The organism is Bradyrhizobium japonicum USDA 6 (assembly GCF_000284375.1).
In the GTDB taxonomy this organism is placed as follows: Bacteria; Pseudomonadota; Alphaproteobacteria; order Rhizobiales; family Xanthobacteraceae; genus Bradyrhizobium; species Bradyrhizobium japonicum.
In genome coordinates this window covers 501976-525328 of the sequence record NC_017249.1, presented here as the reverse complement: position 1 = coordinate 525328, position 23353 = coordinate 501976, and the positions used below count along the sequence as shown (strand labels likewise).

Below are 23353 nucleotides of genomic sequence, written 5' to 3'. Positions count from 1 at the left end.
TTCTAGTTCTGAAGCTGAGCGAGGCGCTGCCGCGCCTCCGCCGATCCGAGTGCCGCGGCCTTCTGGTACCAGTCGCGCGCGACGGTCGCGTCGCCGGCGATGCTCCGCGCGTCGCTGGTGCCCAGCACGGCCGGGTCATAGGTCTGCGCCAGCAGAAACGCGGCCGTTGCATCCTGTGCATTGGCCGCGCGCTCGAGCAGCAGGCGGGCTGCAACAATATCGCCGATCTTCAACAGGTTCTTCGCGCGCGTCATCAGCCCAGCCAGCGTGTCGGCATCGAGCGTCCTGGCAGGCGGAGGAGGTGCAGGCAGCGCCGCGACAGGTGCGGGCGCGGGTGCCTGGGCTTGCAGCGCCGTCTGATAGGCGGTCGCGATCGCTTCGCGGCTCGGCGTTGACGGCGCAGGGGGATCCTGCGTGTTGGCGCTCGCCAGCCTCGTGTTGGTCACGCGGTCCGAATCCTTCAGCGAGCTCTGCGTCATGGCCGGCGGCGTGTTGGCCGACGCCATCGCCTGCTCCGGCGCGATGCCCATCCAGCTAACGGCATTGGCGGCGAAGAGGCCGCGAAAGTCGGACTGAAACAGTGTGACCAGAACTGCCAGGGTGGATGCCGTCAGAACGGCCGCGAGAACACGCGGGACAATTCTGGAGCGCACCTCAACGGGCGCATATTCGCGCGGGTCCGGCGCACCGAGCGGATCGGACAGGAAGAGTGGAATTGGATCGTCCTGCGAAAGATCGGCCCGCGTGGCGCGCGCACGGATAAAGGACGCGGTCGGCGGATGTGATGATGTGGCTCGATCGGAGTCGAACGCCTTCGACTCCTTCGACGGGCGATGCGCCGTCGTCTCCATGGTCATGCTCCCCATTACTAACGCAACGCAGGGGCAATTCGGCTTAAGTCTTCTTGCTTTTGTCCAAAGTGTCCCGCAAATGGAACCGGTAAAACGCCGCTGGAATCAGCCCAAAAAACGACAACGGTTTGCGCGAATCAGGAAATATTTGGGTTTGATTGAGGCGGACCAGGGGAATGCACCACGATTTTGGCGGTGATGGTTGAGGAAACTTTTCCTAGACGCCGCTGGCGTTGACCCTCGGGGCATCCAGTGGGCCGCGGTGTCTCGGCTGAAATCTCTGGCGCCTCTGAAATCTGGACCGCCCGCCTCAGTACGCAATTGCGCAGAAGGCGGGCGATGACAGTTGCATGTGTGGCGAGTGCGTAGCAGGCGACGCCGTCGCCCACATCATCACGGATGCAGGATCACCTTGCCCATGGCCTGGCGTCCCGCCAGGACCTTCAGTGCGTCGGCGGTTTGTGCCAGCGGGAAAGTGCGGTCGACATGCGAGGAAATCTTTCCTTCCGCGGTCCACTTCACCAGCTTCTCGAGATTGGCGCGGTTCTTGGCCGGGTTGAGCCGGGTCCACGCGCCCCAGAACACGCCGCGGATGTCGCAACCCTTCAGCAGCGCGAGGTTCAGCGGCATCTTCGGAATGTCGCCGGCGGCAAAACCGATGACCAGGAAGCGGCCTTCCCAGGCAATCGAGCGCAGTGCCTGCTCCGCATAGGCGCCACCAACGGGATCGAAGATGATGTCGACGCCCTTCCCGCCGGTGAGTTTTCGCAAGCCTTCCTTCAGATCTTCCTTGCCATAGTTGAGCGTCAGCTCGGCGCCATGCGCTTTCGCGAATTCGAGCTTCTCGTCCGACGAGGCGCAGGCAATCACCTTCAGGCCCATCAGCTTGCCGAGCTCGCAGGCAGCCAGGCCGGTGCCGCCGGCCGCGCCCAGCACCGCGAGCGTCTCGCCCGGCTTCGGGCTCGCGCGGTCTTCCAGCGCATGCAGCGCGGTGCCGTAGATGATGATGATGCCGGCCGCGCGGTCATAGTCGAGATTGTCGGGAATCTTCACGATCGATGCCGCCGGCAGCGCGATCTTTTCGCGCGCGCCGTTGTGGCCGCAGGACGCGACGACGCGATCGCCGACCTTCAGATCGGTCACGCCGGGACCGATGCTCTCGATCACGCCGGCGACTTCGGCGGCGGGCGAGAACGGGAACGGCGGCTTGATCTGGTACTTGCCCTGAATCATCAGGATGTCGAAGAAGTTCAGCGCCGCCGCCTTGATCGCGATCACCGCTTCACCCGGACCTGCCACCGGATCCGGCACGTCGGCAAGCACGAGATCATCGGGCTGGCAATATTGCGAGCAGAGGATGGCTTTCATGGCGGCACCTTCTTGAGAAGTAAGCACTGGGCGTTTCGAGCGGAATTATAGTTGATTGGGTTTTGCCGGATTTAGGCACGGGCGACAATCCAGATTCTTTGTCTGAGGCTACGCGCCGGCTTATCCTCGTCGTTGCGAGCCACCGGGTCCGCGCGAAGCGCGGCCCGACGACAGGCTCCGCGAAGCAATCCAGTCCGTCCCGCGGAAATAGTCTGGATTGCTTCGTCGCTTCGCTCCTCGCAATGACGGCTTACGTGGAAAGAGGATTCAAACGATGTTTGAAACAGGTCTGCTCAGGGATAAGCGCATCCTCGTCACCGGCGGCGGCTCCGGCCTCGGCGCGGCGATGGGACGCCGCTTCCTCGCGCTCGGCGCCGAGCTCGTGATCTGTGGTCGCAAGCTCGACCGGCTGGAAGCAACGGCGAGCGAGATGCGCGCGCAGACCGGCGGTAAGGTCGCGACGATGGCCTGCGATATTCGCGATGGTGCGGCCGTCGAGGGCATGATGGATGCGATCTGGCGCGAGGCGCCGCTCGACATTCTCGTCAACAACGCTGCCGCAACCTTCATCGCGCAGAGCGAGCATCTGTCGTTTCGCGCTGCGGACGCGATCCTCGCGCCGACGCTGCATGGTGCGATGTATTGCACGCTCGCCGCCGGCAAGCGCTGGATCGACGGCAAGCATCGCGGCGTCGTGCTCTCGATCCTCTCGACCTCGACCATCACCGGCCGCGCCTTCACGGTTCCCTCGGCGATGGCGAAGTCGGCAGTGCTGGCGATGACCAGGAGTCTCGCGGTCGAGTGGGGCCCGAAGGGCATCCGCACCGTCGCGATCGCCCCGGGCCCGTTCCCGACCGCGGGCGCCTCGGGACAGCTCCGTCCCGAGGGCCGCGATGAAGGCTGGACCGCCCGCAACCCGATGGGGCGCACCGGCGAGCACAGTGAGCTTGCCGACCTCGCCAGCTTCCTGGTCTCGGACCGTGCCGGTTACATCAATGGCGAGATGGTCGTGATCGACGGTGGCGCGCATTTGCGCAGTTCCGGCGCCGAGGATTTGTTGCGCTGGACCGACGCGCAATGGGCCGAGCAGCGCGCTGCGCGATCTAAAGGCTGAGCCGCTAACTGCCTTCCCAAATTGGACTTTCCCGGTTATCCCTGCCGGGGGACAAAGCGCGGCCGGGCCATCTTCCAGTCACAATATTGAGGGAACCACTCCAGCATGTGGCGGGTGCTGATTTTAGCCTTGATGACGGGCGTTACGGCCGTGGGAATCACCGATTCCGCGCGGGCGCAGACGGCGCAACCGGCGCCCAAAGCCGCACCAAAGGCGGCCGCGCCGGCGGCCAATCCGGCTGCAAAGCCAGCAGCAAAGCCAGAGAGCAAGTCGGTGGCTCCCGCCGCCGCGGTTGCGGGCGGCGCGGAGCCGACCCTGATCGGCCAGTTCGGCACCTGGGGCGCCTATTCGGCTACCCCCAACGGCAAGAAGGTCTGCTTCGCGCTGGCGAAGCCGTCGTCGTCGAAGACCAACCCGCCGAACCGTCCGCGCGATCCCGCCTATGCCTTCGTTTCGACCCGGCCGGCGGAAAGGGTGAACAACGAAGTCTCGGTCATGATCGGCTATGCGCTGAAGCCGGGCTCGGAATCCTCGGTCGAGGTCGGCGGCGCCGCGTTCGCGATGTACACGCAGGGTGACGGCCTCTGGATCAAGAACGCGGCCGAGGAAGAGCGGATGGTCGAGGCCATGCGCAAATCCGCCGATCTCGTGGTCAAGGGTATCTCGGCCAAGGGAACGGAGACGACCGATACGTTTTCGCTGAAGGGCCTCGCCCAGGCGCTCGACCGGATCGCCCAGGATTGCAGGCGGTAGGACTGCCGGCGTTAAGCCTGAGGGCGGTATCACGGTCGCAATCGGCGGTTCCGGTTGCTATATAAGGGTATCCCAAAGGTGTAGCCGTCATGGCCGGGCTAAAGCGCGAAGCGCCAGATGTCCCGGCCGTCCACGCGCTAGCAACGGGTGGAACAGAACGTGGATGCCCGGGACAAGCCCGGGCATGACGAGAGATATCAGGCAACCAATGCAACCGACGACCGAGCCGCACAACGCAATACTGGTGGAGAAGACTCCGCTCGAAACCTATGTGCCGCCGGCCAGGCCCTCGCTGATCGGCCTGTCGCGCAGCGAGCTTGCCGACCGCCTCGGCAAGATCGGCGTTGCGCCCGCGCAGCGCAAGATGCGCGTGCAGCAGCTGTGGCACTGGCTCTATTTCCGCGGCGCCCAAAGCTTCGACGATATGACGTCGATCTCGAAGGGCATTCGCGCCGAGCTCGCGCAGCATTTTACGGTCGACCGTCCCGAAGTCGTGGCCGAGCAGATCTCCAACGACGGCACCCGCAAATGGCTGCTGCGGCTGCCGAGCGGCGACAATGTCGAGCGCGCCCATGAAGTCGAGTGCGTCTACATCCCCGAGACCGATCGCGGCACGCTTTGCGTCTCCTCCCAGGTCGGCTGCACGCTGAACTGCTCCTTCTGTCACACCGGCACGCAACGGCTGGTGCGCAATCTCACCGCCGGCGAGATCGTCGGACAGGTGATGGTCGCGCGCGACCGCCTCAATGACTGGGCCGATCGCGAGGACGGCACGCGCCGCGTCACCAACATCGTGATGATGGGCATGGGCGAGCCGCTCTACAATTTCGACGCGGTGCGCGACGCGCTGCTGATCGTCGGCGACAACGAAGGCATCGGCATCTCCCGCCGCCGCATCACGCTGTCGACCTCGGGCGTGGTGCCGAACATCGTGCGCGCCGGCGAGGAGATCGGCGTCATGCTCGCGATCTCGCTGCACGCGGTGCGCGACGAACTGCGCAACGAGCTGGTGCCGCTCAATCGCAAATATCCGATCAAGGAGCTGCTCCAGGCCTGCCGCGACTATCCCGGCGCCTCGAATGCCCGTCGCATCACTTTCGAATATGTGATGCTCAAGGGCGTCAACGATTCGCTCGACGATGCGAAGCTGCTGGTGAAGCTGCTCAAGGGCATTCACGCTAAGATCAACCTGATCCCGTTCAATCCCTGGCCCGGCACCGCCTATGAATGCTCGGACTGGGACCAGATCGAGAAATTCTCCGAATACATTTTCAATGCCGGCTATTCCTCGCCGGTGCGCACCCCGCGCGGTCGCGACATCCTCGCCGCCTGCGGCCAGCTCAAGTCGGAGACCGAAAAGCTCTCGGCCCGCGAGCGCCAGGCGCTGCGCGCCATGGCGATGACGGATTGAGGATGCGTGCCCGCGCTCTCGCATCCCCGTCATTGCGAGCGCAGCGAAGCAATCCAGATTCCCTCCGCGGAGACGGTCTGGATTGCTTCGTCGCGGAGTCTGTCATCCGGCCCGCCGAATGCGGGACCGGGTGGCTCCTCGCAATGACGGCTGAGTTGGCATTTTTGGCATGTCCCTGATCGGCCGCCTCATCGTCATCTTCATCGGCTTTCTCGCCGCCTGCTTCGTCGGCGGGATGATCGTTGCCGTCGCGCTGCTGTTTCCGGAATTCGCCGATCTCGGCGCCGGTCCCGTCGATCAGGGCGCGATCGATATCCTGCTCGGCTTCGGCTTCATCTTCGTCTCGGGCTTTGCACTGGTTCCGGCGGCGGTGATCGTCGCGATCACCGAAGCGCTCTATATCCGCAGCGCGCTGGCTTACGCCGCCGGCGGCGGTCTCGTCGGGCTCGCCTGCTATCTCGGCCTCGTTCCCTTCCACTCCGACACCTTGCAGTTCGAAGGCATCGTGCGACGGCATCTGGAGATCATGACCGGTGCGGGGATCGTCGCCGGCGTGGTCTACTGGCTGATCGCTGGCCGCAATGCCGGCGCCTGGCGTATTCCGCCGCCCTCGCGCAAACCGCCTCCGCCGCTGCCGTCGAATTCGAGGCCGGATGCGCGATAGGTCGCGCCGATTCCGGGGTTTTCATCCCGGCCCCACTCCGCTAAACCGCGCGCCATGAACCGGACTGGACTCTTCATTGCCCTGGCGCTGTGGCTCGTGATCGGCGTCGTTTTCGGCCTCTATCCCGAGCTCGATCTCAAGCTCGCCGCCCTGTTCTTCGACCCCGAGACGAAGACGTTTCCACTCAAGCTGAACGAATGGGCGGGCTTCGCGCGTGACGCCGCGATGTGGGTCGCCTGGGCCTTCGTGCTGCCGCCGCTGGTCGCGCTCGTGGTCAAGATGATCCGGCCCGACCGTCCCTTGATGGTGTCGGGGCGCGCGATCGTTTTCCTGCTGGTCACCATCATCCTGTCCGCCGGCATTCTCACCAATCTCACCTTCAAGACCTATTGGGGCCGGCCGCGGCCGGTGGTGGTGACGCAGTTCGCCGGCGACCAGCAATTCGTGCCGTGGTGGGATCCGCGCGGCGACTGCGCGCGCAACTGCTCGTTCTTCTCGGGCGAGGGTGCGACCGCATTCTGGACGCTGGCGCCGGCTGCGCTGGCGCCGCCGGCATGGCGGCCGCTCGCTTACGCCGGCGCGGTCATCTTCGGCGCGGTCACCAGCGGGCTACGGATGGCCTTCGGCGGCCACTTCTTCACCGATGTCTCGATCGCCGGCCTCGTCACCTTCGTCGTGATCTGGTTCGCCTACGCGCTGATTTACCGCTGGCCGCGGACCCGGTTCTCGGACGAGGCGGTCGATGCCGCCCTGACCCGGCTGAACATGCCCGCCTACCGGCTCCGCCAGCGCCTGTTCGGCCGCAAGACGGGCCCTGAGCCCTCGGTTTGAGCCATTAAATGCGTGCCGACCCCAGCGAAATTTGATATTCGCGCGGTCAAGTTCGCACCGTTCATCAGCCCCTTTGAGACCCGATTGGAAGCCCTATGACCACGATCCTGAAAAGCCTGCCCAAGGGTGAGAAAGTCGGCATCGCGTTTTCGGGCGGTCTCGATACCAGCGCGGCGCTGCTCTGGATGAAGCAGAAGGGCGCGCGCTGCTACGCCTACACGGCCAATCTCGGCCAGCCCGATGAAGCCGACTACAACGAGATCCCGCGCAAGGCCGAAGCGTTCGGCGCCGAGAAGGCCGTGCTGGTCGATTGCCGCACGCAGCTCGTTCACGAAGGCATCGCCGCGATCCAGTCCGGCGCCTTCCACATCTCGACCGGCGGCATCACCTATTTCAACACCACGCCGCTCGGGCGCGCCGTCACCGGCACCATGCTGGTCGCGGCGATGAAGGAGGACGGCGTCAACATCTGGGGCGACGGCTCGACCTTCAAGGGCAACGACATCGAGCGCTTCTACCGCTACGGCCTGCTGACCAATCCATCCTTGCGCATCTACAAGCCCTGGCTCGACCAGCAATTCATCGACGAGCTCGGCGGCCGCGCCGAGATGTCGGCGTTCATGACCGCGCAGGGCTTTGCCTACAAGATGAGTGCGGAGAAGGCGTATTCGACCGACAGCAACCTGCTCGGCGCCACGCACGAGGCGAAGGATCTCGAAAGCCTCGACAGCGGCATCAAGATCGTCAACCCGATCATGGGCGTGCCGTTCTGGCGTGACGACTGCAACGTCAAGGCCGAGAAGGTCGTGGTGCGTTTCGAGGAAGGCCAGCCGGTCGCGCTGAACGGCCAGACCTTCAGCGATCCCGTCACGCTGTTCCTCGAAGCCAATGCGATCGGCGGCCGCCACGGCCTCGGCATGAGCGACCAGATCGAGAACCGCATCATCGAAGCCAAGAGCCGCGGCATTTATGAAGCGCCGGGCATGGCGCTCTTGCATATCGCCTATGAGCGCCTCGTCACCGGCATCCACAACGAGGACACCATCGAGCAGTACCGCATCAGCGGCATGCGCTTGGGACGCCTGCTGTATCAGGGGCGCTGGTTCGATTCGCAGGCCCTGATGCTGCGCGAGACCGCGCAGCGCTGGGTCGCGCGCGCCGTCACCGGCGAGGTGACGCTGGAGCTGCGCCGCGGCAACGACTATTCGATCCTCAACACCGAGAGCCCGAACCTGACCTATGCGCCGGAACGGCTCAGCATGGAGAAGGTGGAAGACGCCGCATTCACGCCGGCCGACCGTATCGGCCAGCTCACCATGCGCAATCTCGACATCGCCGACACGCGCACCAAGCTCGGTCTCTACTCGAAGACCGGTCTGTTGTCGGGCAGCGAAGGCTCGCAGATCTTCAAGCTCGAGAGCGACAAGGGCTGAGGCCTTTTGCCGCCCGACCGGGCGACGCGCGATTTAATGACGGTGTCATTCTCGATCGCTACGCTACCCGTTTCCGTCGGAAACGGGATTGCGGAGCATCGCGCATGGTCAAGGGGTCGGCACTCGCCTCACTCATCGTCCTCTGTTGGACAACGTCGCTGTCGGCGCAGACGATCTATCCGATCGATCGTGCCGAGATCCTGGCCGGCGCCCGGTTCGACTTCAAGGTCGAGTTTCCCGGGCCGGTCGATCCGGCCAGGCTGAAGGTGACCGTGAACGGCGCGGACTATGCTGCCGCGTTCGGACGTGGCGGGACCTTCATCGATCGCGAGGACGGCAAGGACCAGTCGGCGCTGATTCTGCGCGACGTCACGCTGACCAAGCCCGGCACCGTCACCGTGGATGTGAGCGAAGGCACGCAGCAGCGCAGCGTCGCATGGACAGTTTACGACACGGGTCCGCGCAAGGCGAAGAATGTCATCCTGTTCATCGGCGACGGCATGTCGCCGGCGCATCGGGTCGCGGCGCGAATCCTGTCCAAGGGGATTGCGGAAGGCAAGAGCCGCGGCAAGCTCGCGATCGACGACATGCCCCATATGGCGCTGGTGGCGACCGCCGGCTCGGACTCGATCATCACGGACTCCGCGAACTCGGCCAGCGCCTATGCGACCGGTCACAAGAGCGCCGTCAACGCCCTGGGCGTCTATGCGGACCGCACCGCAAGCCCGTTCGACGATCCTCGCGTCGAGACCATCACGAGTCTTGCCAGGCGGCGGCACGGCATGGCGATCGGTGTCGTCACCAACACCGAGATCGAAGACGCGACGCCGGCCGCCATGGTTGCGCACACCCGCCGGCGCGCCGCCTATGACGAGATCGTCGAACAGTTCTTCGTGGCGAAGCCGGATGTGCTGATGGGCGGCGGCAGTGCGAATTTTCTGCCGAAGTCCGCGGCCGGCTCCAAACGCAAGGACGAAGCCGACTACTTCGCGAAGTTCCGCGACGCAGGCTATCAGGTCGCGATGACTGCAAGCGAACTCGGCGCTTCCGCCGCAAAGCCGGAGACAAGCAAGCTGCTCGGCCTGTTCGCGACCGGCAACATGGACGGCGTGCTCGACCGCAAATTCCTCAAGGGCGGCGGCGTGAAGAAATTTCCCGAGCAGCCTGATTTGACCGAGCAGGTGCAGGCGGCGCTGAACATCCTCTCGAAGAACGAGACCGGCTTCTTCCTGATGGTCGAATCCGGACTGATCGACAAATATGCGCACCTGCTCGACATGGAGCGGGCGGTCTACGACACGATCATGCTCGACAATGCGGTGCGCCAGACGCGCGAATGGGCACGGGCGCGCGGCGACGACACCCTCATCCTGGTCTTGGCGGACCACAATCATCCCAACAGCCTTGTCGGCACGGTGAATGACGACATGGGCACCACACCCAACGTGCCGCTGCGCGAGCGCGTCGGCGTCTACGAGCAGGCCGGATTTCCCAATTATCCGGCGCCGGATGCGGAGGGCTATCCGTCGCGCGTCGACGTGAGCCGCCGGCTCGCCATCTTCTCGGCGAGCCTGCCGGATCACTACGAGACGTTCCGGCCGAAGCTCGACAATCCCAACGAGCCGACCGTCAAGGCCGGTGACGACGGGACCTTCAAGGCCAACGACAAATACAAGGACGTCCCCGGCGCGGTACTGCGCCCGGGCAACCTGTCGGCGATGATCGGCGCCAGCGTGCATTCGGGCGAAGACGTCATCCTGACGGCGACCGGGCCGGGCAGCGAGCGCGTGCACGGCTCGATGGACAACACCGAGGTGTTTCGCGTGATGGTCGATGCGCTTGGGCTCGCCGCAGCGCAGTAGGAGCCGTCGCGTGCCGCGCGACATTATGCGGCACCATCTCGCATGAGACCGGAAGGAGGTTGAAACGACCGAATGAGTGGGGCCTCGCAGCGACGGAGCGACCAATGGCGAAGTACAGGGACAATCTGCCTCAGCGCCACGGCGGCATCTTCCTGACCGACGGCGGCATGGAGACCACCCTGATCTTTCACAAAGGTCTGGAACTTCCTCACTTCGCTGCGTTCGTGTTGCTCGACAGCGAGGCCGGCCGCTCGCATCTGAAGCAGTATTACGAGGCCTATCTTGCCATCGCGCGTCAGCATGGGCTCGGCTTCGTGCTCGACGGCCCGACGTGGCGCGCCAATCCTGATTGGGGTGCCAAGCTCGGCTACGACATGGATGCGCTCACGGCCGTCAACATGCGGGCAATTCGTTTTCTCGAGGAATTGCGCGGCCCATGGGAGACCTCCGGCCTGCCCTGTGTGATCAACGGTGCGATCGGTCCCCGAGGCGACGGCTACAAGGCCGGCAACATGGATGCGACGGAGGCGATGGACTATCATTCGTCCCAGATCGCCTCCTTCGCCGAGGCCGGTGCCGACATGGTCACCGCGTTCACGCTGAACAGCGTCAATGAAGCCATCGGCGTGGTGCGTGCTGCAAAGATGCACGCGATCCCGGTTGCCATCTCCTTCACGGTCGAAACTGACGGTTGCCTGGTCAGGGGAGAGACCCTGCGGGAGGCGATCGAAACCGTCGATCATGTAACGGAACGTGCTTGCGAATATTTCCTGATCAACTGCGCTCATCCGACCCATTTCGAGAGTGCCCTCCAAGCCGGCGAGCCATGGGTCGAACGCATTCATGGCGTCAGGGCCAATGCGTCGGCCAAGAGTCATGCCGAGCTCGATGAGTCCGAGGTGCTCGACAGCGGCGATCCCGCCGATCTCGGCCGCCGTTATGTGGCGCTCAGGCGGGCATTCCCGCGCATGCAACTGCTCGGCGGCTGCTGCGGCACTGATCACAGGCATGCCGCAGCCATCTGCGCTGCCTGCGTGCCGCCTCAGGCAGCGGGCGCCTGATCCAAACAAAAATGGCCGGGATTGCTCCCGGCCATTTTGCATGTGTGCTTCGCCTCAGCGCGGCGGCGCGGTGCCGGGCGGGGGCGGCGGCAGCGAGGCCTGGCCACCGTTGAGCAGCGGCGTGATGTTGCGGACGGTGACGCGCCGGTTGATCAGGCTAGGTCCTTGCGTCTGCTCCTTCAGATACTGCTCGCCATAGCCCTGCGAGGTCAGGTTCTCCGCGGGCACCCCGAACTGCTGGGTCAGCAATTCGGCCGCGGACTGCGCACGGCGGTCCGACAATGACAGATTGTCGACCTCGTTGCCGACCGCGTCGGTGTGTCCCTCGATCAGGAACACCGCGCGCGGGTTGCGCTGGATCGCACGGTTGAGACCGTCGGCGATCCCCTGCAGCCGGGCCGCCTGGTCCGGCGGGATGGTCCACGAGCCCGTCTCGAAGGTGATCGTGTTGACGTCGATGCTCGGCATCTGCATGCGAACATTGGGGCTGTAGCGGATCTCGTCGAGCGTGTAACGCCGATCGATCCGCTGCACCGGCGGTGCCTCCATGGTCTGGTAGATCACGTCCGGCGACGCCTCCTGAGCGTCGACGATGTAGCGATCGTAGGGCATGTTGACCACCGGCGGCGGCACGTCGACATAGAAGCCGCCGACCGACCGCGGATCGCGATAGCTGTTGTCGATGATGATGATCTCGCGCCCGCCGGGGTCCCTGCGGATTCGCCGCAGCAACGAACCGTCGGGACCGACCACGGTGATGACCTCGCTGCCATCAGGACGGATCACGACCGTGCGGGTTTCGCCGCCGATGGTGTCGGTGCGGATGTCGCGGGCGCCATAGCGGAAGCGATAGAGGTCGTTGCCGCGGACATAGGCCTGCCCGCCCGGATCGCGGATGATGATGCGATCCGGTTCGGTGTAGACGGTGCGGCCGCCTTCGATGGCCTCGCGTCGCTGGTTGTGCAGGTCGGCAATGGTGGCTCCGATCACGGCGCCGGCCACCACGCCCGCACCGATCGCGAGCGGTGTCAGGTCACGCTGCGGCGGGCGCGGCGGAGGTGGCAGCGGTGCGACGACCGTCGGCCTTGCCTGGAAGGCAGGCGTAACCGTCGGCGGTCTATATTGCGCCCTGTCGGGCGGCGGCGCTGCGGCCGCAGAGCCGGGAACGACAGTCGGTGCCGCGGCGCCGGCGGGAGCCGCTGGCCGGGGCGGGAGGCCGCCGGCCTGGGGCGGCGCAGCCGGAGTTCCGGCTGCGGGCGCGCCAGCGGGAGGTGTTCCACCCTGTTGACCAGGGGTCGGCGTCGCCGCCGGAGCTGTGCCGGGGGCGGGCGTCGGTCCTGCGCCGGGACGGCCGGGCGGCGGCGTAGCGCCACCAGGGGCCGGCGTGGCCGTTGGAGCGGGCGTGGCACCGGGAGCCGGCGAGGGGGATCCTGCAGCCGGAGGCGTGCCAGGACGTCCGCCGGGCGGCGGTGCACCCGGGCGACCGGCCGGCGGTGCGCCGGGCGTGACGCCCGGTGCCGGCGTTGCCGTCGGCGCAGGTGTTGTCGCCGGTGCAGGCGTGGCGGTCGGTGCAGCCGCGCCAGGGCGGGCCGCAGGCGCGGCCGGTGAAGGCGACGGCGTAGCCGCAGGTGCCGGCACCGGACGTGCGGGTGCTGCTGCGGGCGGCGTTGCTGCTGCCGGCGGAGTCGGAGCGGGACGCGCGGCAGGCGGAGCTGCGGCGGGAGGCGACGTCGGCGTGTGCTGCTGCGCGGCCGGGGGCGGCGGAGTTGGCGCAGGCGCATGCTGCTGAGGTGCCGCAGCCGGAGGCGGCGACGGCTGCTTGGGAGCTGCCGGCGGTGGGGGCGGCGGCGGGGGCGGAGGTGCCGGACGTGCCGCAGGCGGAGGAGGCGGTGGTGGTGTCGGGCGCGATGGCGCGGCAGCCGGCGGCGGCGGCGCGGGAGGATGCGGAGGTGCAGCCGCGGGCGGCGGCGCCGTCGGGCGCGCAGGAGCTGCGGGCGGTGCTGCGGCAGGCGGAGGTGGCGCGGCAGGACGTGCGCCGGGCGGCGGTCCCTTCGGCGCTTCCTTCGGAGGCTGCTTCGATTTGTCGGTCTCTGGTGGTTGTGTCTGCGCCTGCGCGACCACGAGCGGCGGCGCGCTCTGCGCATGCGATGCGGAGCTTGCGAATTGCATCGCGGTCAGAGCCGTCGTTGCAAGCAGCACGAAACGAAGGTTGGTCATGATAGTGAACTTCCCCGGAAGGTTCTTTGACGAAGTGTCGGGATGAACAGCTACGCGTTAGGCCGGAATGTGGCGGGCGAAGAGGTCGCGGCCCGATTTATTTCTGCACGCAAATCACCTCACTATGGTGACGTTCATTGCGCATTCAGACGCTGGTTGCAATTGCCTCACATGTGATGCTTCGCCTCATATGTGATCGCGCAGCGAACTTGCATCCGTCGCGGGATTCGGCGTGAGCGGTCCGTTCGGTCCGCGCGATGGAATCTCTTCTGGCACGTGGCCCGGCAATTCATCGGGCCGCGGTGATTCGCCGGGTTCGCGCACCGGCGGCGTGATTTCAGGCTGCGGATTGCCCGGCGGAATTCCTGGCGGCGGCTCGGTGGGGGTGCCCGGTGTTGCCGGCGGAATCTCGGGCGGGTCGATCGGCATCGGCATCATCGAGTTCGGTTGTCTAGAGAATGACAACGATGATGCCGCGCCGATGTTCCTTGTCGTGTCGTGCCTGAACGCGCGCTATTCCGGCGCGTGGCAGACGGCTTCGATGTTGTGTCCGTCAGGGTCGAGCACGAACGCGCCATAATAGTTCGCATGATAATGCGGGCGGATACCGGGCGCGCCATTGTCGCGCCCGCCGGCGGCAATCGCTGCCTTGTAGAAGGCATCGACCGTGGCGCGGTCCTTGGCGAGAAGCGCGATGTGCACCGGCTTGTTCATCGCGCCTTCGGCCCCGAACCAGAGGTCCGGCTTGCCGTTGGCGCCGAACCCTGCGGCCGGAGCGTGACCGGTCTGCTCCGCCGTGACCTCCATGATCAGGCTGTAATCGAGTGGCGCAAGCGCTTTGGTATAGAACGCTTTCGCGCGCTCATAGTCGGAAACGGAGAAACCCAAATGGTCGATCATCGCAACCTCCGTTGTTGGTCCCTGTCAGCGCGACAGGAACGTATTGCTCCGTGTCTTGCGCGCGATCGCAAAGCCGCGCGCCACCATGTCCGCGATACAATCCTGCTGCCATTCGTTTTGTGACAGATGCTCGATGACCACCGCGCGCGGCCACAGCGATTGCGGCGCGTCGCGGAAGAAGCCGATCAGCACGCGGTCCTCGAAGCCCTCGACGTCGATCTTGAGCGAATCGACTTGGCCGACGCCGGCCTCGTCCAGAATGCGTGTCAGCCGCAGCGACGGCACCTTGATGGCCTCCGCGCTGGCGGTGCCGGTGACGACGTGGGTGGCGCCGAGATTACCGCCGCCGCTCTCGATCATCAGCTCGCCGTCGCTGTCACCCGCGGCAGCCTGCACCAGGCGCACCTGCGTCGTCTTCGACGCGGCGTGGTTGAACGAGAGCCGTCCAAACGTCATCGGATGCGGTTCGATCGCGACCACCTTGCCATTGGTGCCGACCTGCTGCGCCATCACCAGGGCAAAGGTCCCGACATTGGCGCCGACATCGACGAACGTGCCGCCTGCGGGCGTGTGCCGGCGCAGGAAGTCGAGCTCGTCGAGATTGTAGTCGGGATTGAACAGCGCGCCGCGCTCGGTCGCGCTGCCCTGGTGATAGAAGCGGAACGAGGCGCCCTGATATTGCACGTCGAGCGGGCCGCCGCCGAGCAGATTGACCAGCCGTGACATCCACGGCCGGAACGCGCCACGTTTCAGCCCCGACTGTTGCGCAAGGCGGATGATCGCAGCCTGAGCCGCATTCGGCGCAAACGCGCCGAACGGCGCGGATGAAGGGGCGTTGTCGGGCGTCAAGCAGGCGGTCCTCGTTGCAGGCGGCGCATGCATAGCCGGTTTTGCAGCGAGCTACAATTTCGGTGTCGTCCCTGCGAAGGCGGGGACCCATACCCATAGCGAGGAGTGTAACGCAAGACGCCAACTCCGAGTCTTCGTCAAACTGCTTCCTGTGGGTATGGGTCCCGGGTTCGCGCTTTGCGCGCCCCGGGACGACAGATCATCACGCCGCCTTTTTCGGCGCGGCCTTGCGCTGCCTCAGGAATCGCCCGAGCAGCTTGCGCTTGCCCTTGCGCGGGATCAGGTCGATATCACTGACCAGCTTGGCGCCGCTCTTGCGGCGTTCCAGCACGATCTTGCGGCTGTGGAAGGCTTCCAGCTCGACGCGGTGCGCGACGCTGACGATGGTCGCCTTCGGCAGCTCGTCGGTGACCATCTGCATCATCTTGTCCTGGCTCTTCTCGTCGAGCGCGGATGTCGCTTCATCGAGCACGACGATGTCGGGGTTGTGCAGCAGCAGCCGCGCGAAGGCGAGGCGCTGCTTCTCGCCGCCCGACAGCGTCTGGTCCCACGGCCCCTCTTCCTCGATCTTCTCCTTGAGGTGGTCGAGGCCGACCTTGTGCAGGGCCTCGCCGATCTCCTCCACGGTCCAGTCGTCCTCGGCGCCGGGATAGGCGACCGCGCGGCGCAAGCTGCCGGACGGCACGTAAGGCCGTTGCGGCAGCATGAACAGGCGCCGGTCGGGATGGAAATTGACGCTGCCGCCGCCCCAGGGCCAGAGGCCTGCGATGGCGCGCACCAGCGTGCTCTTGCCGGTGCCGGATTCGCCGGCGACCAGCAGGCGCTCGCCCGGCTCGATCACCACCTCGGTTTCGCCGACCACGGCCGTGCCGTCGTCGAGCGTGACGGAGAGATCCTTCATCTCCAGCATGGCCTCGTTGCCGGTCTCGCCGCGCTTGATGCGGCCGAGGCCGTCGCCCTGCTCGGCGCGCTCCAGGCCGTCGAGCGACATCATCAGCGAGGCGATGCGACGCGCGCAGGCGTTCCAGTCGGCGAGCCGCGGATAATTGTCGACCAGCCAGCCGAACGCGCTCTGCACGATGGTGAAGGCGGAGGCCGCCTGCATCACCTGTCCGAGCGTCATGCTGCCGTCGAGGAATTTTGGCGCGCAGAGCAGGAGAGGGACCACGGGAGCAACAAGGCTCGAGCCTTGCGACACCAGCGTCGTGCGCATGTGCTGGCCGGCCAAACGCGCCCACTGCCGCAGCACGTTGGTGAAATTGCGGTCGATGCCGCCGCGCTCCTCCTCCTCGCCACCGAGCAGCGCGATGCTCTCGCCGTTCTCGCGCACGCGCGTCAGCGTGTAGCGGAAATCCGCCTCGGCCTGGTTCTTGTCCTCGGAGATTTGCACGAAGCGGCGGCCGATCACCAGGATCGAACCGGAGGCGATCGCGGCGTAGAGGATCGCGGCGATCACGAGGAAACCGGGAATGGTGATGGTGGAGCCGCCGAACGTGACCGTGAGCGCGCCGCCAATGGTCCAGAGCACGATGATGAACGTGACCGCCGACAACAGCGCCGACGTCACGCCGGCGAGGAAATCGACCGGAGAATCGGTCGCCACGCGCAGATCCTCGGCGATGCGGTATTCCGGGTTCTTGTGGTCGCCGCCGACCAGGTTGAGCTGATAATAGCGCCCGTTGGCCAGCCAGCGGGTCAGCACGCTTGCCGTGAGCCACGCGCGCCAGCGGCGCTGAATTCCCATTCGCGCGAACACCTGTGCGACGCCGAGCACGATGCTGCCGATCGCGAGCGGGAAGAACACCGCCGTGAGATGGAAGACGGTGCTCGCCTCGCGCTTCTCGATGGCGTCGAAGATCGCGCGATTCCAGACATTGATGCCGTATTGAAAGCCGACGGTAAGGACGATCAGCACGACGAGGCCGATCGAGTAGAACCACGCCAGCCGGTCGCCGTTGCGGCCCCAGAACCCGCGTGCGCTGATCCAGAAGCGCGTCAGCAGATAGTCCTTGCGGGCCTGTTCGGCTTCTTCGGGTGATAGCTCCGGATCAGGCTCGAGCACCTCCGGCGGCGGCGGCGCGACCTCATCGCCATTCTCGCCCTTGATCTCGACAATGGGCGGCTTCCTGCCCTGTTCGCGCTTTGCGGCCGTCTTCTGCATGCGCGGATAACGCGAACCAAATCAGTCGGTTCCCGTTGGTTCCGTGCCGGCATCACTCGGCAGCGCCGTCGCGGACCGGCCGGAGCCTCGCGGCCCGATGGAGAACGCGCGACAATTCCTCGATCGAATAGGGCTTTTGCACGAGATCGAAGCCGGCGGCGCCATCTTGTGACAAGGCCTGACTGTAGCCCGTGGTCAGCACGATCGGCACGCGGATGCCGCGGTCGCGGATCGCCTGCGCCAGATCGAGCCCCGTCATCCCGGGCATCACCACGTCGGAGAACACGACGTCGAAGCGCTCTGCGTCCATGGTGAGCTCGGCGAGCGCGTCGGTGGCGTTGTCCACCAAGGTGATGCTGTAACCGAGCTCGGTGAGGCCGTCGGCCGCGAAATTGGCGAGCTCGATATTGTCCTCGATCAACAGCACCGACATGCCGCTGCCGGCCACCGCCGGTGCGGTGTTGGGCGCCTGCCGCTGCGGCAGCAGGTCCGTGGGCACGCGCGGCAGATAGAGTGAGAAGGTGCTGCCCTGGCCGACCTCGCTCTCGACGGTCACCTCTCCGCCGGATTGCCGGGCGAAGCCGAACACCTGCGACAGGCCGAGACCGGTGCCCTGGCCGACCTGCTTGGTGGTGAAGAACGGCTCGAAGATGCGGCCCAATCGTGCGGCGGGAATGCCGATGCCGGTGTCGCTGACGGCGACACTGACGAAGCCATCGCCGCCTGCGAGATCATGGCTGCCCGAAACGTGCACCAATGTATCGGGTATGGTCGCCGCCGCCTGCACGGCGAAGGTGATCCTGCCTTTGCCCTGCATGGCGTCGCGCGCATTGGTCGCCATGTTGATCAGAGCCGTCTCGAACTGGCCGGCATCGGCCTTGACGAGGCAGGGCTCGGTCGGCAGCCGGATTCCGATCTCGATCGCCGGCCCGAGCAGCGTGGCGAGCATGTCGTGCAGCGACTGCATCCGCTCCCCGACGTCGAACACTTCCGGTTTCAGGGTCTGACGCCGCGCGAATGCCAGCAGCTGCGAGGTCAGCTTGGCGGCGCGCGCGACCGCGTCCGCAATGGCATTGATGTAGCGCTGCCGCCGCTCCTCGCTCAGCTGCGGCCGGTTCAGCAGGTCGACCGAGGCGCGGATCACGGTGAGGAGATTGTTGAAGTCGTGCGCGACACCGCCGGTGAGCTGGCCGAGCGCCTCCAGCCGCTGGCTGTGCTTGAGCGCCTCCTCGGCCTCGCGTCGTGCCGTGGCCTCGGCGTGGAGATGCTGGGTGCGCCGGAACGCGAGCGCAAGCAGCAGAAACAGCAGCGCCGTGGCGGGAATGCCGAACACCAGATGCTGGCCCATGGTGGCGAGCCAGCGCGCGCGGATCGCCGAGGTCTCGAGCCCGGCGCTGACATAGATCGGATATTCGGCGACGCGCCTGTAGCCGACGCGCCGCTCGATTCCGTCCGAGGGCCAGGCGATGGTGATGAGGCCGTGCTCGGGGTGAGCGGCGATCTGCTGCCCGACCGGTCCGGTCGGATCGAGCCGGAAGTCGCGGTCGAGCCGTGGAAAATGGGTGAGCACCACGCCGTCCGTGCGTCCCATGGCGAAGAAGCTGCCGGGATCGGAGCCGATCCTGGCATAAAAGCTCTCGAAATATTCCGGCAGGACGGAGGCCTGGATGACGCCGATGAAGCTGCCATCGTCGGCTTCGCGACGCCGGCTCATGCCGAAGAAGCGGGCCCCCTGATAGGGCGGACGCGGCGTCAGGGCTGCGCCGACGAACGTGCCAATGTTCTGGTCGACATGGGCGTAGAAGTAATCGCGGTCCGCAAAACTCAGATCCTGCGGTGGCGAGGCGAGGCTGTTGACCAGCGATTTCCCGTTCGCGTCGAAGATCCAGGCCGATTTGAGCTGCGGCAGCGCATCGGTCAGCCGTTTCAGGCGGCGGTGCAGCGCCGGTTCGCGCGAGCGGATGATCTCGTCGGGTAGGCCGCGCACGACCTCGTTGAGCTCGGCAAGGCTGCGGTCGATGGTCTCGAACACCTTGAGCGCGTGCTCATGGGCGACATCGAGCGTGCGCTCGATCTCGCGGTCGGCGATGTCCTTTGTTGATGTGTAGGAGATCGTGGAGGTGAAGACGAACAGTGCAATCGGCAGCGCCAGGGATGCCGCCATCATCCACTGCAACAGTCTCAGCGAGTTGCGTTGCGCACCCTGCACAGTCGCTCCGGTCCCTGACCGGAGAGCTTACTTGAAATTCCCGCTGGGAAGGAAGCGGCTTGTCGATGGAACCGGAGGTTGCAATTCGGACGTTCGCGCGTGACGCGGGCCGGGAGAACAATCTCGCTGAATTCGTGGCGGAAGTAGAATGCCCCGGCCGTTCCGGCCGGGGAATCAAGGCGACAAAGGCTGGCTAGATCTGGCGCTCGACCATCTTCAGCTTGAGCTCGGCGATGGCTTCGGCCGGGTTGAGACCCTTCGGGCAGGCCTTGGCGCAGTTCATGATGGTATGGCAGCGGTAGAGGCGGAACGGATCCTCGAGATTGTCGAGCCGTTCGCCGGTCGCCTCGTCGCGGGAGTCGGAGACCCAGCGGTTGGCCTGGAGCAGGGCGGCCGGGCCGAGATAGCGATCGCTGTTCCACCAATAGCTCGGGCACGAGGTCGAGCAGCAGGCGCAGAGGATGCACTCGTAAAGGCCGTCGAGCTTTTCGCGGTCCTCGTGGCTCTGGCGCCATTCCTTCTGCGGCATCGGCGAGGTCGTCTTCAGCCACGGCTCGATGGACGCGTACTGCGCGTAGAAATTGGTCAGATCAGGAACGAGGTCCTTCACGACAGGCTGGTGCGGCAGCGGGTTGATCTTGACCGCGCCGTCCTTGACGTCGTGCATCGAGCGCGTGCAGGCGAGCGTGTTCTGGCCGTCGATGTTCATCGCGCAGGAGCCGCAGACGCCTTCACGGCAAGAGCGGCGGAAGGTCAGCGACGGGTCGATGTTGTTCTTGATCCAGATCAGGCCGTCCAACACCATCGGGCCGCAATCATGGGTGTCGACGTAATAGGTGTCGACGCTCGGATTCTTGCCGTCGTCCGGATTCCAGCGATAGACGCGGAATTCGCGAACGTCTGTCGCGCCCGCCGGCTTCGGCCAGGTCTTGCCGCCGGTGATCTTGGAGTTCTTCGGAAGTGCGAATTCAACCATTTCGATTAAGGCCTTCGCTGTTCGCTCAGTACACGCGCGTAGCTCAGTAAACGCGAGCTTTGGGCGGGATATACTGCACGTCGTTGGTCATGGTGTAGTCGTGAACGGGGCGGTACTCGATCTTGACCTTGCCCTTGTCGTCGAGCCAGGCCAGCGTGTGCTTCATCCAGTTCTTGTCGTCGCGCGCGGAGAAGTCCTCGCGGGCATGCGCGCCGCGGCTCTCGGTGCGGTTGGCGGCGGAGTCCATCGTCACCACCGCCTGCGAGATCAGATTGTCGAACTCCAGCGTCTCGATCAGGTCGGAATTCCACACCAGCGAGCGGTCGGACACCGCGATGTCGGTGATGCCGCTGTGGACCTTCTCGATGAGGTTCTGGCCTTCGCTGAGCACCTCGCCGGTGCGGAACACCGCGCAATTGTTCTGCATCACGTGCTGCATGCCTTCGCGCAGCTTCGCGGTCGGCGTGCCGCCGGAGGCGTAGCGGTAATGGTCGAGGCGGCCGAGCGCGAGCTCGGACGAGTTCGCCGGCAGCTCGGGCTGCTTGGCGTTGGGCGTGAGCTTCTCCGCGAGACGGAGCGCTGCGGCGCGGCCGAACACCACGAGGTCGATCAGCGAGTTGGAGCCGAGGCGGTTGGCGCCGTGCACGGAGACGCAAGCCGCTTCGCCGATCGCCATCAGGCCGGGGATGATGGCGTTGTCGTCGCCATCCCGCTTGGTCAGCACTTCGCCATGATAGTTCGTGGGGATGCCGCCCATGTTGTAGTGCACGGTCGGCACGATCGGGATCGGCTCGCGCGTCACGTCGACATTGGCGAAGATTTTTGCGGATTCGGAGATGCCCGGCAGGCGCTCGGCGAGCACCGCGGGATCGAGATGGTCAAGATGCAGGAAGATGTGGTCCTTCTTCTTGCCGACGCCGCGGCCTTCGCGGATCTCGATGGTCATCGCGCGCGAGACGACGTCGCGCGAGGCGAGGTCCTTCGCGGACGGCGCATAGCGCTCCATGAAGCGCTCGCCCTCGGAATTGACGAGATAGCCGCCTTCGCCGCGCGCGCCTTCGGTGACGAGACAGCCCGAACCGTAAATGCCGGTCGGGTGGAACTGCACGAACTCCATGTCCTGCATCGGCAGGCCGGCGCGCAGCACCATGCCGCCGCCGTCGCCGGTGCAGGTGTGCGCCGAGGTGCAGGAGGCGTAGGCACGGCCGTAGCCGCCGGTGGCGAGAATCACGGTCTGGGCGCGGAAGCGGTGCAGCGTGCCGTCGTCCAATCTGAGCGCGATGACGCCGCGACAGGTGCCCTGGTCGTCCATGATCAGGTCGATGGCGAAGAACTCGATGAAGAACTCGGCCGCGTGACGCAGCGACTGGCCATACATCGTGTGCAGCATGGCGTGGCCGGTGCGGTCGGCGGCGGCGCAGGTGCGCTGCGCCTGGCTCTTGCCGAACTCGGTCGTCATGCCGCCGAACGGACGCTGGTAGATCTTGCCGTCCTCGGTGCGCGAGAACGGCACGCCCCAATGTTCGAGCTCGTAGACGGCCTCGGGCGCGTTGCGCACCATGTATTCGATCGCATCCTGGTCACCCAGCCAGTCCGACCCCTTCACGGTGTCGTACATGTGCCAGCGCCAGTCGTCCTTGTGCATGTTGCCGAGCGAGGCCGAGATGCCGCCCTGCGCCGCGACCGTATGCGAGCGGGTCGGAAACACCTTGGTGATGCAGGCGGTGCGAAGACCGGCTTCGCTGCAGCCGACCACGGCGCGCAGGCCCGCGCCGCCGGCGCCGACCACGACGACGTCATAGGTGTGGTCTTCGATCGGATAGGCTTTGCCGTTGGTGGCGGGAGCGCCGTTGCCCTTGCCATTCGTCGCATTGGCCATGGGTTACACTCCGGATGACAGTTGGAGAATCGCGTAGATCGAGGCGAGCGCGACCGCGATCGAGAAGAAATTGTTGAGCATGATCGTCGCGAGCTTCAGCTTCTCGTTGTGGATATAGTCCTCGATCACGACTTGCATGCCGATCTTCATGTGCCAGGCGCTGGCGACGATGAAGAGCACCATGATGATGGCGATCGGCAGCGAGCCGAGGATCTGCTTGGCATAGGCCTGGTTGCGGCCGAGCAGCATCATGATGACGACGATCACGGGGATCATCAGCAGGACCATCGCCACTGCAGTCAAGCGCTGGCGCCAGAAATCGGACGTGCCGGAATGCGCCGCGCCAAGGTTGCGGACGCGGCCGAGCGGGGTGCGCATGCTGCGCTTCGGCGTATCGGCCGTGCTCATCGTCCACCTCCGATCGCGTAGGCAATGATCCAGATCAGCACCGTCAGCGCGATGCCGCCGATCAGTGCGCCCCAGGTCAGCGCTTCGCGCTCATTGGCCTTGAAGCCGTAGCCGAGGTCCCACACGAAGTGCCGGATACCGCTCAGCATATGGTGCATCAGCGCCCACGTGTAGCCGAACATGATCAGCCGGCCGATGATGCTGCCGGTGAAGGCCTGGACGTGGGAATAGGCGGCGGGGCCGGAAGCCGCCGCGATCAGCCACCAGGCCAACAGCAGGGTTCCGACGTAGAGCGCGATACCGGTGGCGCGATGGACGATGGACAGCGCCATCGTCAGCGTCCAGCGGTAGACTTGCATGTGGGGGGAAAGCGGTCGTTCGATCCGTGCGGTCATGGGCTTTTGAT

General features: G+C 65.6%; 20 protein-coding genes. 8 read left to right on the top strand and 12 right to left on the bottom strand.

The window, feature by feature from the left end; translation table 11 throughout:
* Nucleotides 1-2: 2 nt before the first annotated feature.
* Together BJ6T_RS02420 and BJ6T_RS02415 are read right to left on the bottom strand one after the other, a co-directional pair.
* A complete protein-coding gene (locus BJ6T_RS02420; RefSeq protein ID WP_014490700.1) occupies nucleotides 3-851 on the bottom strand; it encodes a hypothetical protein in 849 nt (282 codons plus the stop codon).
* A gap of 393 nt (nucleotides 852-1244) precedes the next feature.
* The gene (locus BJ6T_RS02415; protein WP_014490699.1) at nucleotides 1245-2219 is read right to left on the bottom strand and encodes an NADPH:quinone oxidoreductase family protein; all 975 of its coding nucleotides are present in this window, start codon (nucleotides 2217-2219) and stop codon (nucleotides 1245-1247) included.
* Between the two features lie 274 nt (nucleotides 2220-2493).
* Between BJ6T_RS02415 and BJ6T_RS02410 the strand changes: the two genes are divergently transcribed.
* The 8 genes from BJ6T_RS02410 to BJ6T_RS02375 all read left to right on the top strand — a co-directional run bounded on the left by BJ6T_RS02410 (nucleotide 2494) and on the right by BJ6T_RS02375 (nucleotide 11348).
* Nucleotides 2494-3333, top strand: a complete 840-nt coding sequence (locus BJ6T_RS02410; RefSeq protein WP_014490698.1) for an SDR family oxidoreductase — start codon at nucleotides 2494-2496, stop codon at nucleotides 3331-3333.
* Between the two features lie 105 nt (nucleotides 3334-3438).
* Nucleotides 3439-4086 (top strand): invasion associated locus B family protein, encoded by a 648-nt coding sequence (locus BJ6T_RS02405; protein ID WP_028169684.1) that lies wholly within the window; start codon nucleotides 3439-3441, stop codon nucleotides 4084-4086.
* A 208-nt stretch (nucleotides 4087-4294) separates the two neighbouring features.
* On the top strand, nucleotides 4295-5497 hold the full coding sequence (rlmN, locus tag BJ6T_RS02400; protein WP_014490696.1) for a dual-specificity RNA methyltransferase RlmN: 1203 nt from the start codon (nucleotides 4295-4297) through the stop codon (nucleotides 5495-5497).
* A gap of 169 nt (nucleotides 5498-5666) precedes the next feature.
* Nucleotides 5667-6161 (top strand): hypothetical protein, encoded by a 495-nt coding sequence (locus BJ6T_RS02395; RefSeq protein ID WP_014490695.1) that lies wholly within the window; start codon nucleotides 5667-5669, stop codon nucleotides 6159-6161.
* A 54-nt stretch (nucleotides 6162-6215) separates the two neighbouring features.
* Nucleotides 6216-6992 carry a phosphatase PAP2 family protein gene (locus BJ6T_RS02390; protein ID WP_014490694.1) on the top strand — a complete coding sequence of 259 codons (777 nt, stop codon included), beginning with the start codon at nucleotides 6216-6218 and terminating at the stop codon, nucleotides 6990-6992.
* 95 nt (nucleotides 6993-7087) lie between these two features.
* On the top strand, nucleotides 7088-8425 hold the full coding sequence (gene argG, locus BJ6T_RS02385) for an argininosuccinate synthase (protein WP_014490693.1): 1338 nt from the start codon (nucleotides 7088-7090) through the stop codon (nucleotides 8423-8425).
* Between the two features lie 104 nt (nucleotides 8426-8529).
* Entirely contained in the window at nucleotides 8530-10287 is a 1758-nt protein-coding gene (locus tag BJ6T_RS02380) for an alkaline phosphatase (protein ID WP_014490692.1), read from the top strand.
* 104 nt (nucleotides 10288-10391) lie between these two features.
* Complete coding sequence (locus BJ6T_RS02375; RefSeq protein WP_014490691.1) at nucleotides 10392-11348, top strand: homocysteine S-methyltransferase family protein; 957 nt, start codon at nucleotides 10392-10394, stop codon at nucleotides 11346-11348.
* 54 nt (nucleotides 11349-11402) lie between these two features.
* Here BJ6T_RS02375 and BJ6T_RS43040 read toward each other — a convergent pair whose 3' ends face one another.
* The 10 genes from BJ6T_RS43040 to sdhC form a co-directional block, all read right to left on the bottom strand.
* On the bottom strand, nucleotides 11403-13565 hold the full coding sequence (locus BJ6T_RS43040; protein ID WP_080593824.1) for an OmpA family protein: 2163 nt from the start codon (nucleotides 13563-13565) through the stop codon (nucleotides 11403-11405).
* Between the two features lie 186 nt (nucleotides 13566-13751).
* Nucleotides 13752-13994, bottom strand: a complete 243-nt coding sequence (locus BJ6T_RS02360) for a hypothetical protein (RefSeq protein WP_028169681.1) — start codon at nucleotides 13992-13994, stop codon at nucleotides 13752-13754.
* 84 nt (nucleotides 13995-14078) lie between these two features.
* Nucleotides 14079-14465: a VOC family protein gene (locus BJ6T_RS02355; RefSeq protein ID WP_014490687.1), complete on the bottom strand. Its 387-nt coding sequence runs from the start codon at nucleotides 14463-14465 to the stop codon at nucleotides 14079-14081.
* Nucleotides 14466-14489: 24 nt separating this feature from the next.
* Nucleotides 14490-15314: an FkbM family methyltransferase gene (locus BJ6T_RS02350; protein WP_014490686.1), complete on the bottom strand. Its 825-nt coding sequence runs from the start codon at nucleotides 15312-15314 to the stop codon at nucleotides 14490-14492.
* A gap of 202 nt (nucleotides 15315-15516) precedes the next feature.
* Nucleotides 15517-17475 (bottom strand): ABC transporter ATP-binding protein/permease, encoded by a 1959-nt coding sequence (locus BJ6T_RS02345; protein WP_014490685.1) that lies wholly within the window; start codon nucleotides 17473-17475, stop codon nucleotides 15517-15519.
* 52 nt (nucleotides 17476-17527) lie between these two features.
* A complete protein-coding gene (locus BJ6T_RS02340; protein WP_014490684.1) occupies nucleotides 17528-19684 on the bottom strand; it encodes a hybrid sensor histidine kinase/response regulator family protein in 2157 nt (718 codons plus the stop codon).
* 193 nt (nucleotides 19685-19877) lie between these two features.
* Nucleotides 19878-20660 (bottom strand): succinate dehydrogenase iron-sulfur subunit, encoded by a 783-nt coding sequence (locus BJ6T_RS02335; RefSeq protein ID WP_014490683.1) that lies wholly within the window; start codon nucleotides 20658-20660, stop codon nucleotides 19878-19880.
* Nucleotides 20661-20703: 43 nt separating this feature from the next.
* On the bottom strand, nucleotides 20704-22539 hold the full coding sequence (gene sdhA, locus BJ6T_RS02330) for a succinate dehydrogenase flavoprotein subunit (protein ID WP_014490682.1): 1836 nt from the start codon (nucleotides 22537-22539) through the stop codon (nucleotides 20704-20706).
* 3 nt (nucleotides 22540-22542) lie between these two features.
* Nucleotides 22543-22947: a succinate dehydrogenase, hydrophobic membrane anchor protein gene (gene sdhD / locus BJ6T_RS02325; RefSeq protein WP_014490681.1), complete on the bottom strand. Its 405-nt coding sequence runs from the start codon at nucleotides 22945-22947 to the stop codon at nucleotides 22543-22545.
* Entirely contained in the window at nucleotides 22944-23342 is a 399-nt protein-coding gene (gene sdhC, locus BJ6T_RS02320; RefSeq protein WP_014490680.1) for a succinate dehydrogenase, cytochrome b556 subunit, read from the bottom strand. Before sdhC ends, sdhD begins: the two co-directional genes overlap by 4 nt.
* Between the last annotated feature and the right edge of the window lie 11 nt (nucleotides 23343-23353).

What these genes read in the sequence shown, in the direction of transcription:
- BJ6T_RS02345 (WP_014490685.1), bottom strand. Translation starts at nt 17,475, where the DNA reads ATGCAGAAGACGGCCGCAAAGCGCGAACAGGGCAGGAAGCCGCCCATT.
- sdhC (WP_014490680.1), bottom strand. Translation starts at nt 23,342, where the DNA reads ATGACCGCACGGATCGAACGACCGCTTTCCCCCCACATGCAAGTCTAC.
- argG (WP_014490693.1), top strand. Translation starts at nt 7,088, where the DNA reads ATGACCACGATCCTGAAAAGCCTGCCCAAGGGTGAGAAAGTCGGCATC.
- sdhD (WP_014490681.1), bottom strand. Translation starts at nt 22,947, where the DNA reads ATGAGCACGGCCGATACGCCGAAGCGCAGCATGCGCACCCCGCTCGGC.
- rlmN (WP_014490696.1), top strand. Translation starts at nt 4,295, where the DNA reads ATGCAACCGACGACCGAGCCGCACAACGCAATACTGGTGGAGAAGACT.
- BJ6T_RS02335 (WP_014490683.1), bottom strand. Translation starts at nt 20,660, where the DNA reads ATGGTTGAATTCGCACTTCCGAAGAACTCCAAGATCACCGGCGGCAAG.
- sdhA (WP_014490682.1), bottom strand. Translation starts at nt 22,539, where the DNA reads ATGGCCAATGCGACGAATGGCAAGGGCAACGGCGCTCCCGCCACCAAC.
- BJ6T_RS02420 (WP_014490700.1), bottom strand. Translation starts at nt 851, where the DNA reads ATGGAGACGACGGCGCATCGCCCGTCGAAGGAGTCGAAGGCGTTCGAC.
- BJ6T_RS02380 (WP_014490692.1), top strand. Translation starts at nt 8,530, where the DNA reads ATGGTCAAGGGGTCGGCACTCGCCTCACTCATCGTCCTCTGTTGGACA.
- BJ6T_RS02405 (WP_028169684.1), top strand. Translation starts at nt 3,439, where the DNA reads ATGTGGCGGGTGCTGATTTTAGCCTTGATGACGGGCGTTACGGCCGTG.
- BJ6T_RS02410 (WP_014490698.1), top strand. Translation starts at nt 2,494, where the DNA reads ATGTTTGAAACAGGTCTGCTCAGGGATAAGCGCATCCTCGTCACCGGC.
- BJ6T_RS02355 (WP_014490687.1), bottom strand. Translation starts at nt 14,465, where the DNA reads ATGATCGACCATTTGGGTTTCTCCGTTTCCGACTATGAGCGCGCGAAA.
- BJ6T_RS02360 (WP_028169681.1), bottom strand. Translation starts at nt 13,994, where the DNA reads ATGCCGATCGACCCGCCCGAGATTCCGCCGGCAACACCGGGCACCCCC.
- BJ6T_RS43040 (WP_080593824.1), bottom strand. Translation starts at nt 13,565, where the DNA reads ATGACCAACCTTCGTTTCGTGCTGCTTGCAACGACGGCTCTGACCGCG.
- BJ6T_RS02415 (WP_014490699.1), bottom strand. Translation starts at nt 2,219, where the DNA reads ATGAAAGCCATCCTCTGCTCGCAATATTGCCAGCCCGATGATCTCGTG.
- BJ6T_RS02390 (WP_014490694.1), top strand. Translation starts at nt 6,216, where the DNA reads ATGAACCGGACTGGACTCTTCATTGCCCTGGCGCTGTGGCTCGTGATC.
- BJ6T_RS02395 (WP_014490695.1), top strand. Translation starts at nt 5,667, where the DNA reads ATGTCCCTGATCGGCCGCCTCATCGTCATCTTCATCGGCTTTCTCGCC.
- BJ6T_RS02375 (WP_014490691.1), top strand. Translation starts at nt 10,392, where the DNA reads ATGGCGAAGTACAGGGACAATCTGCCTCAGCGCCACGGCGGCATCTTC.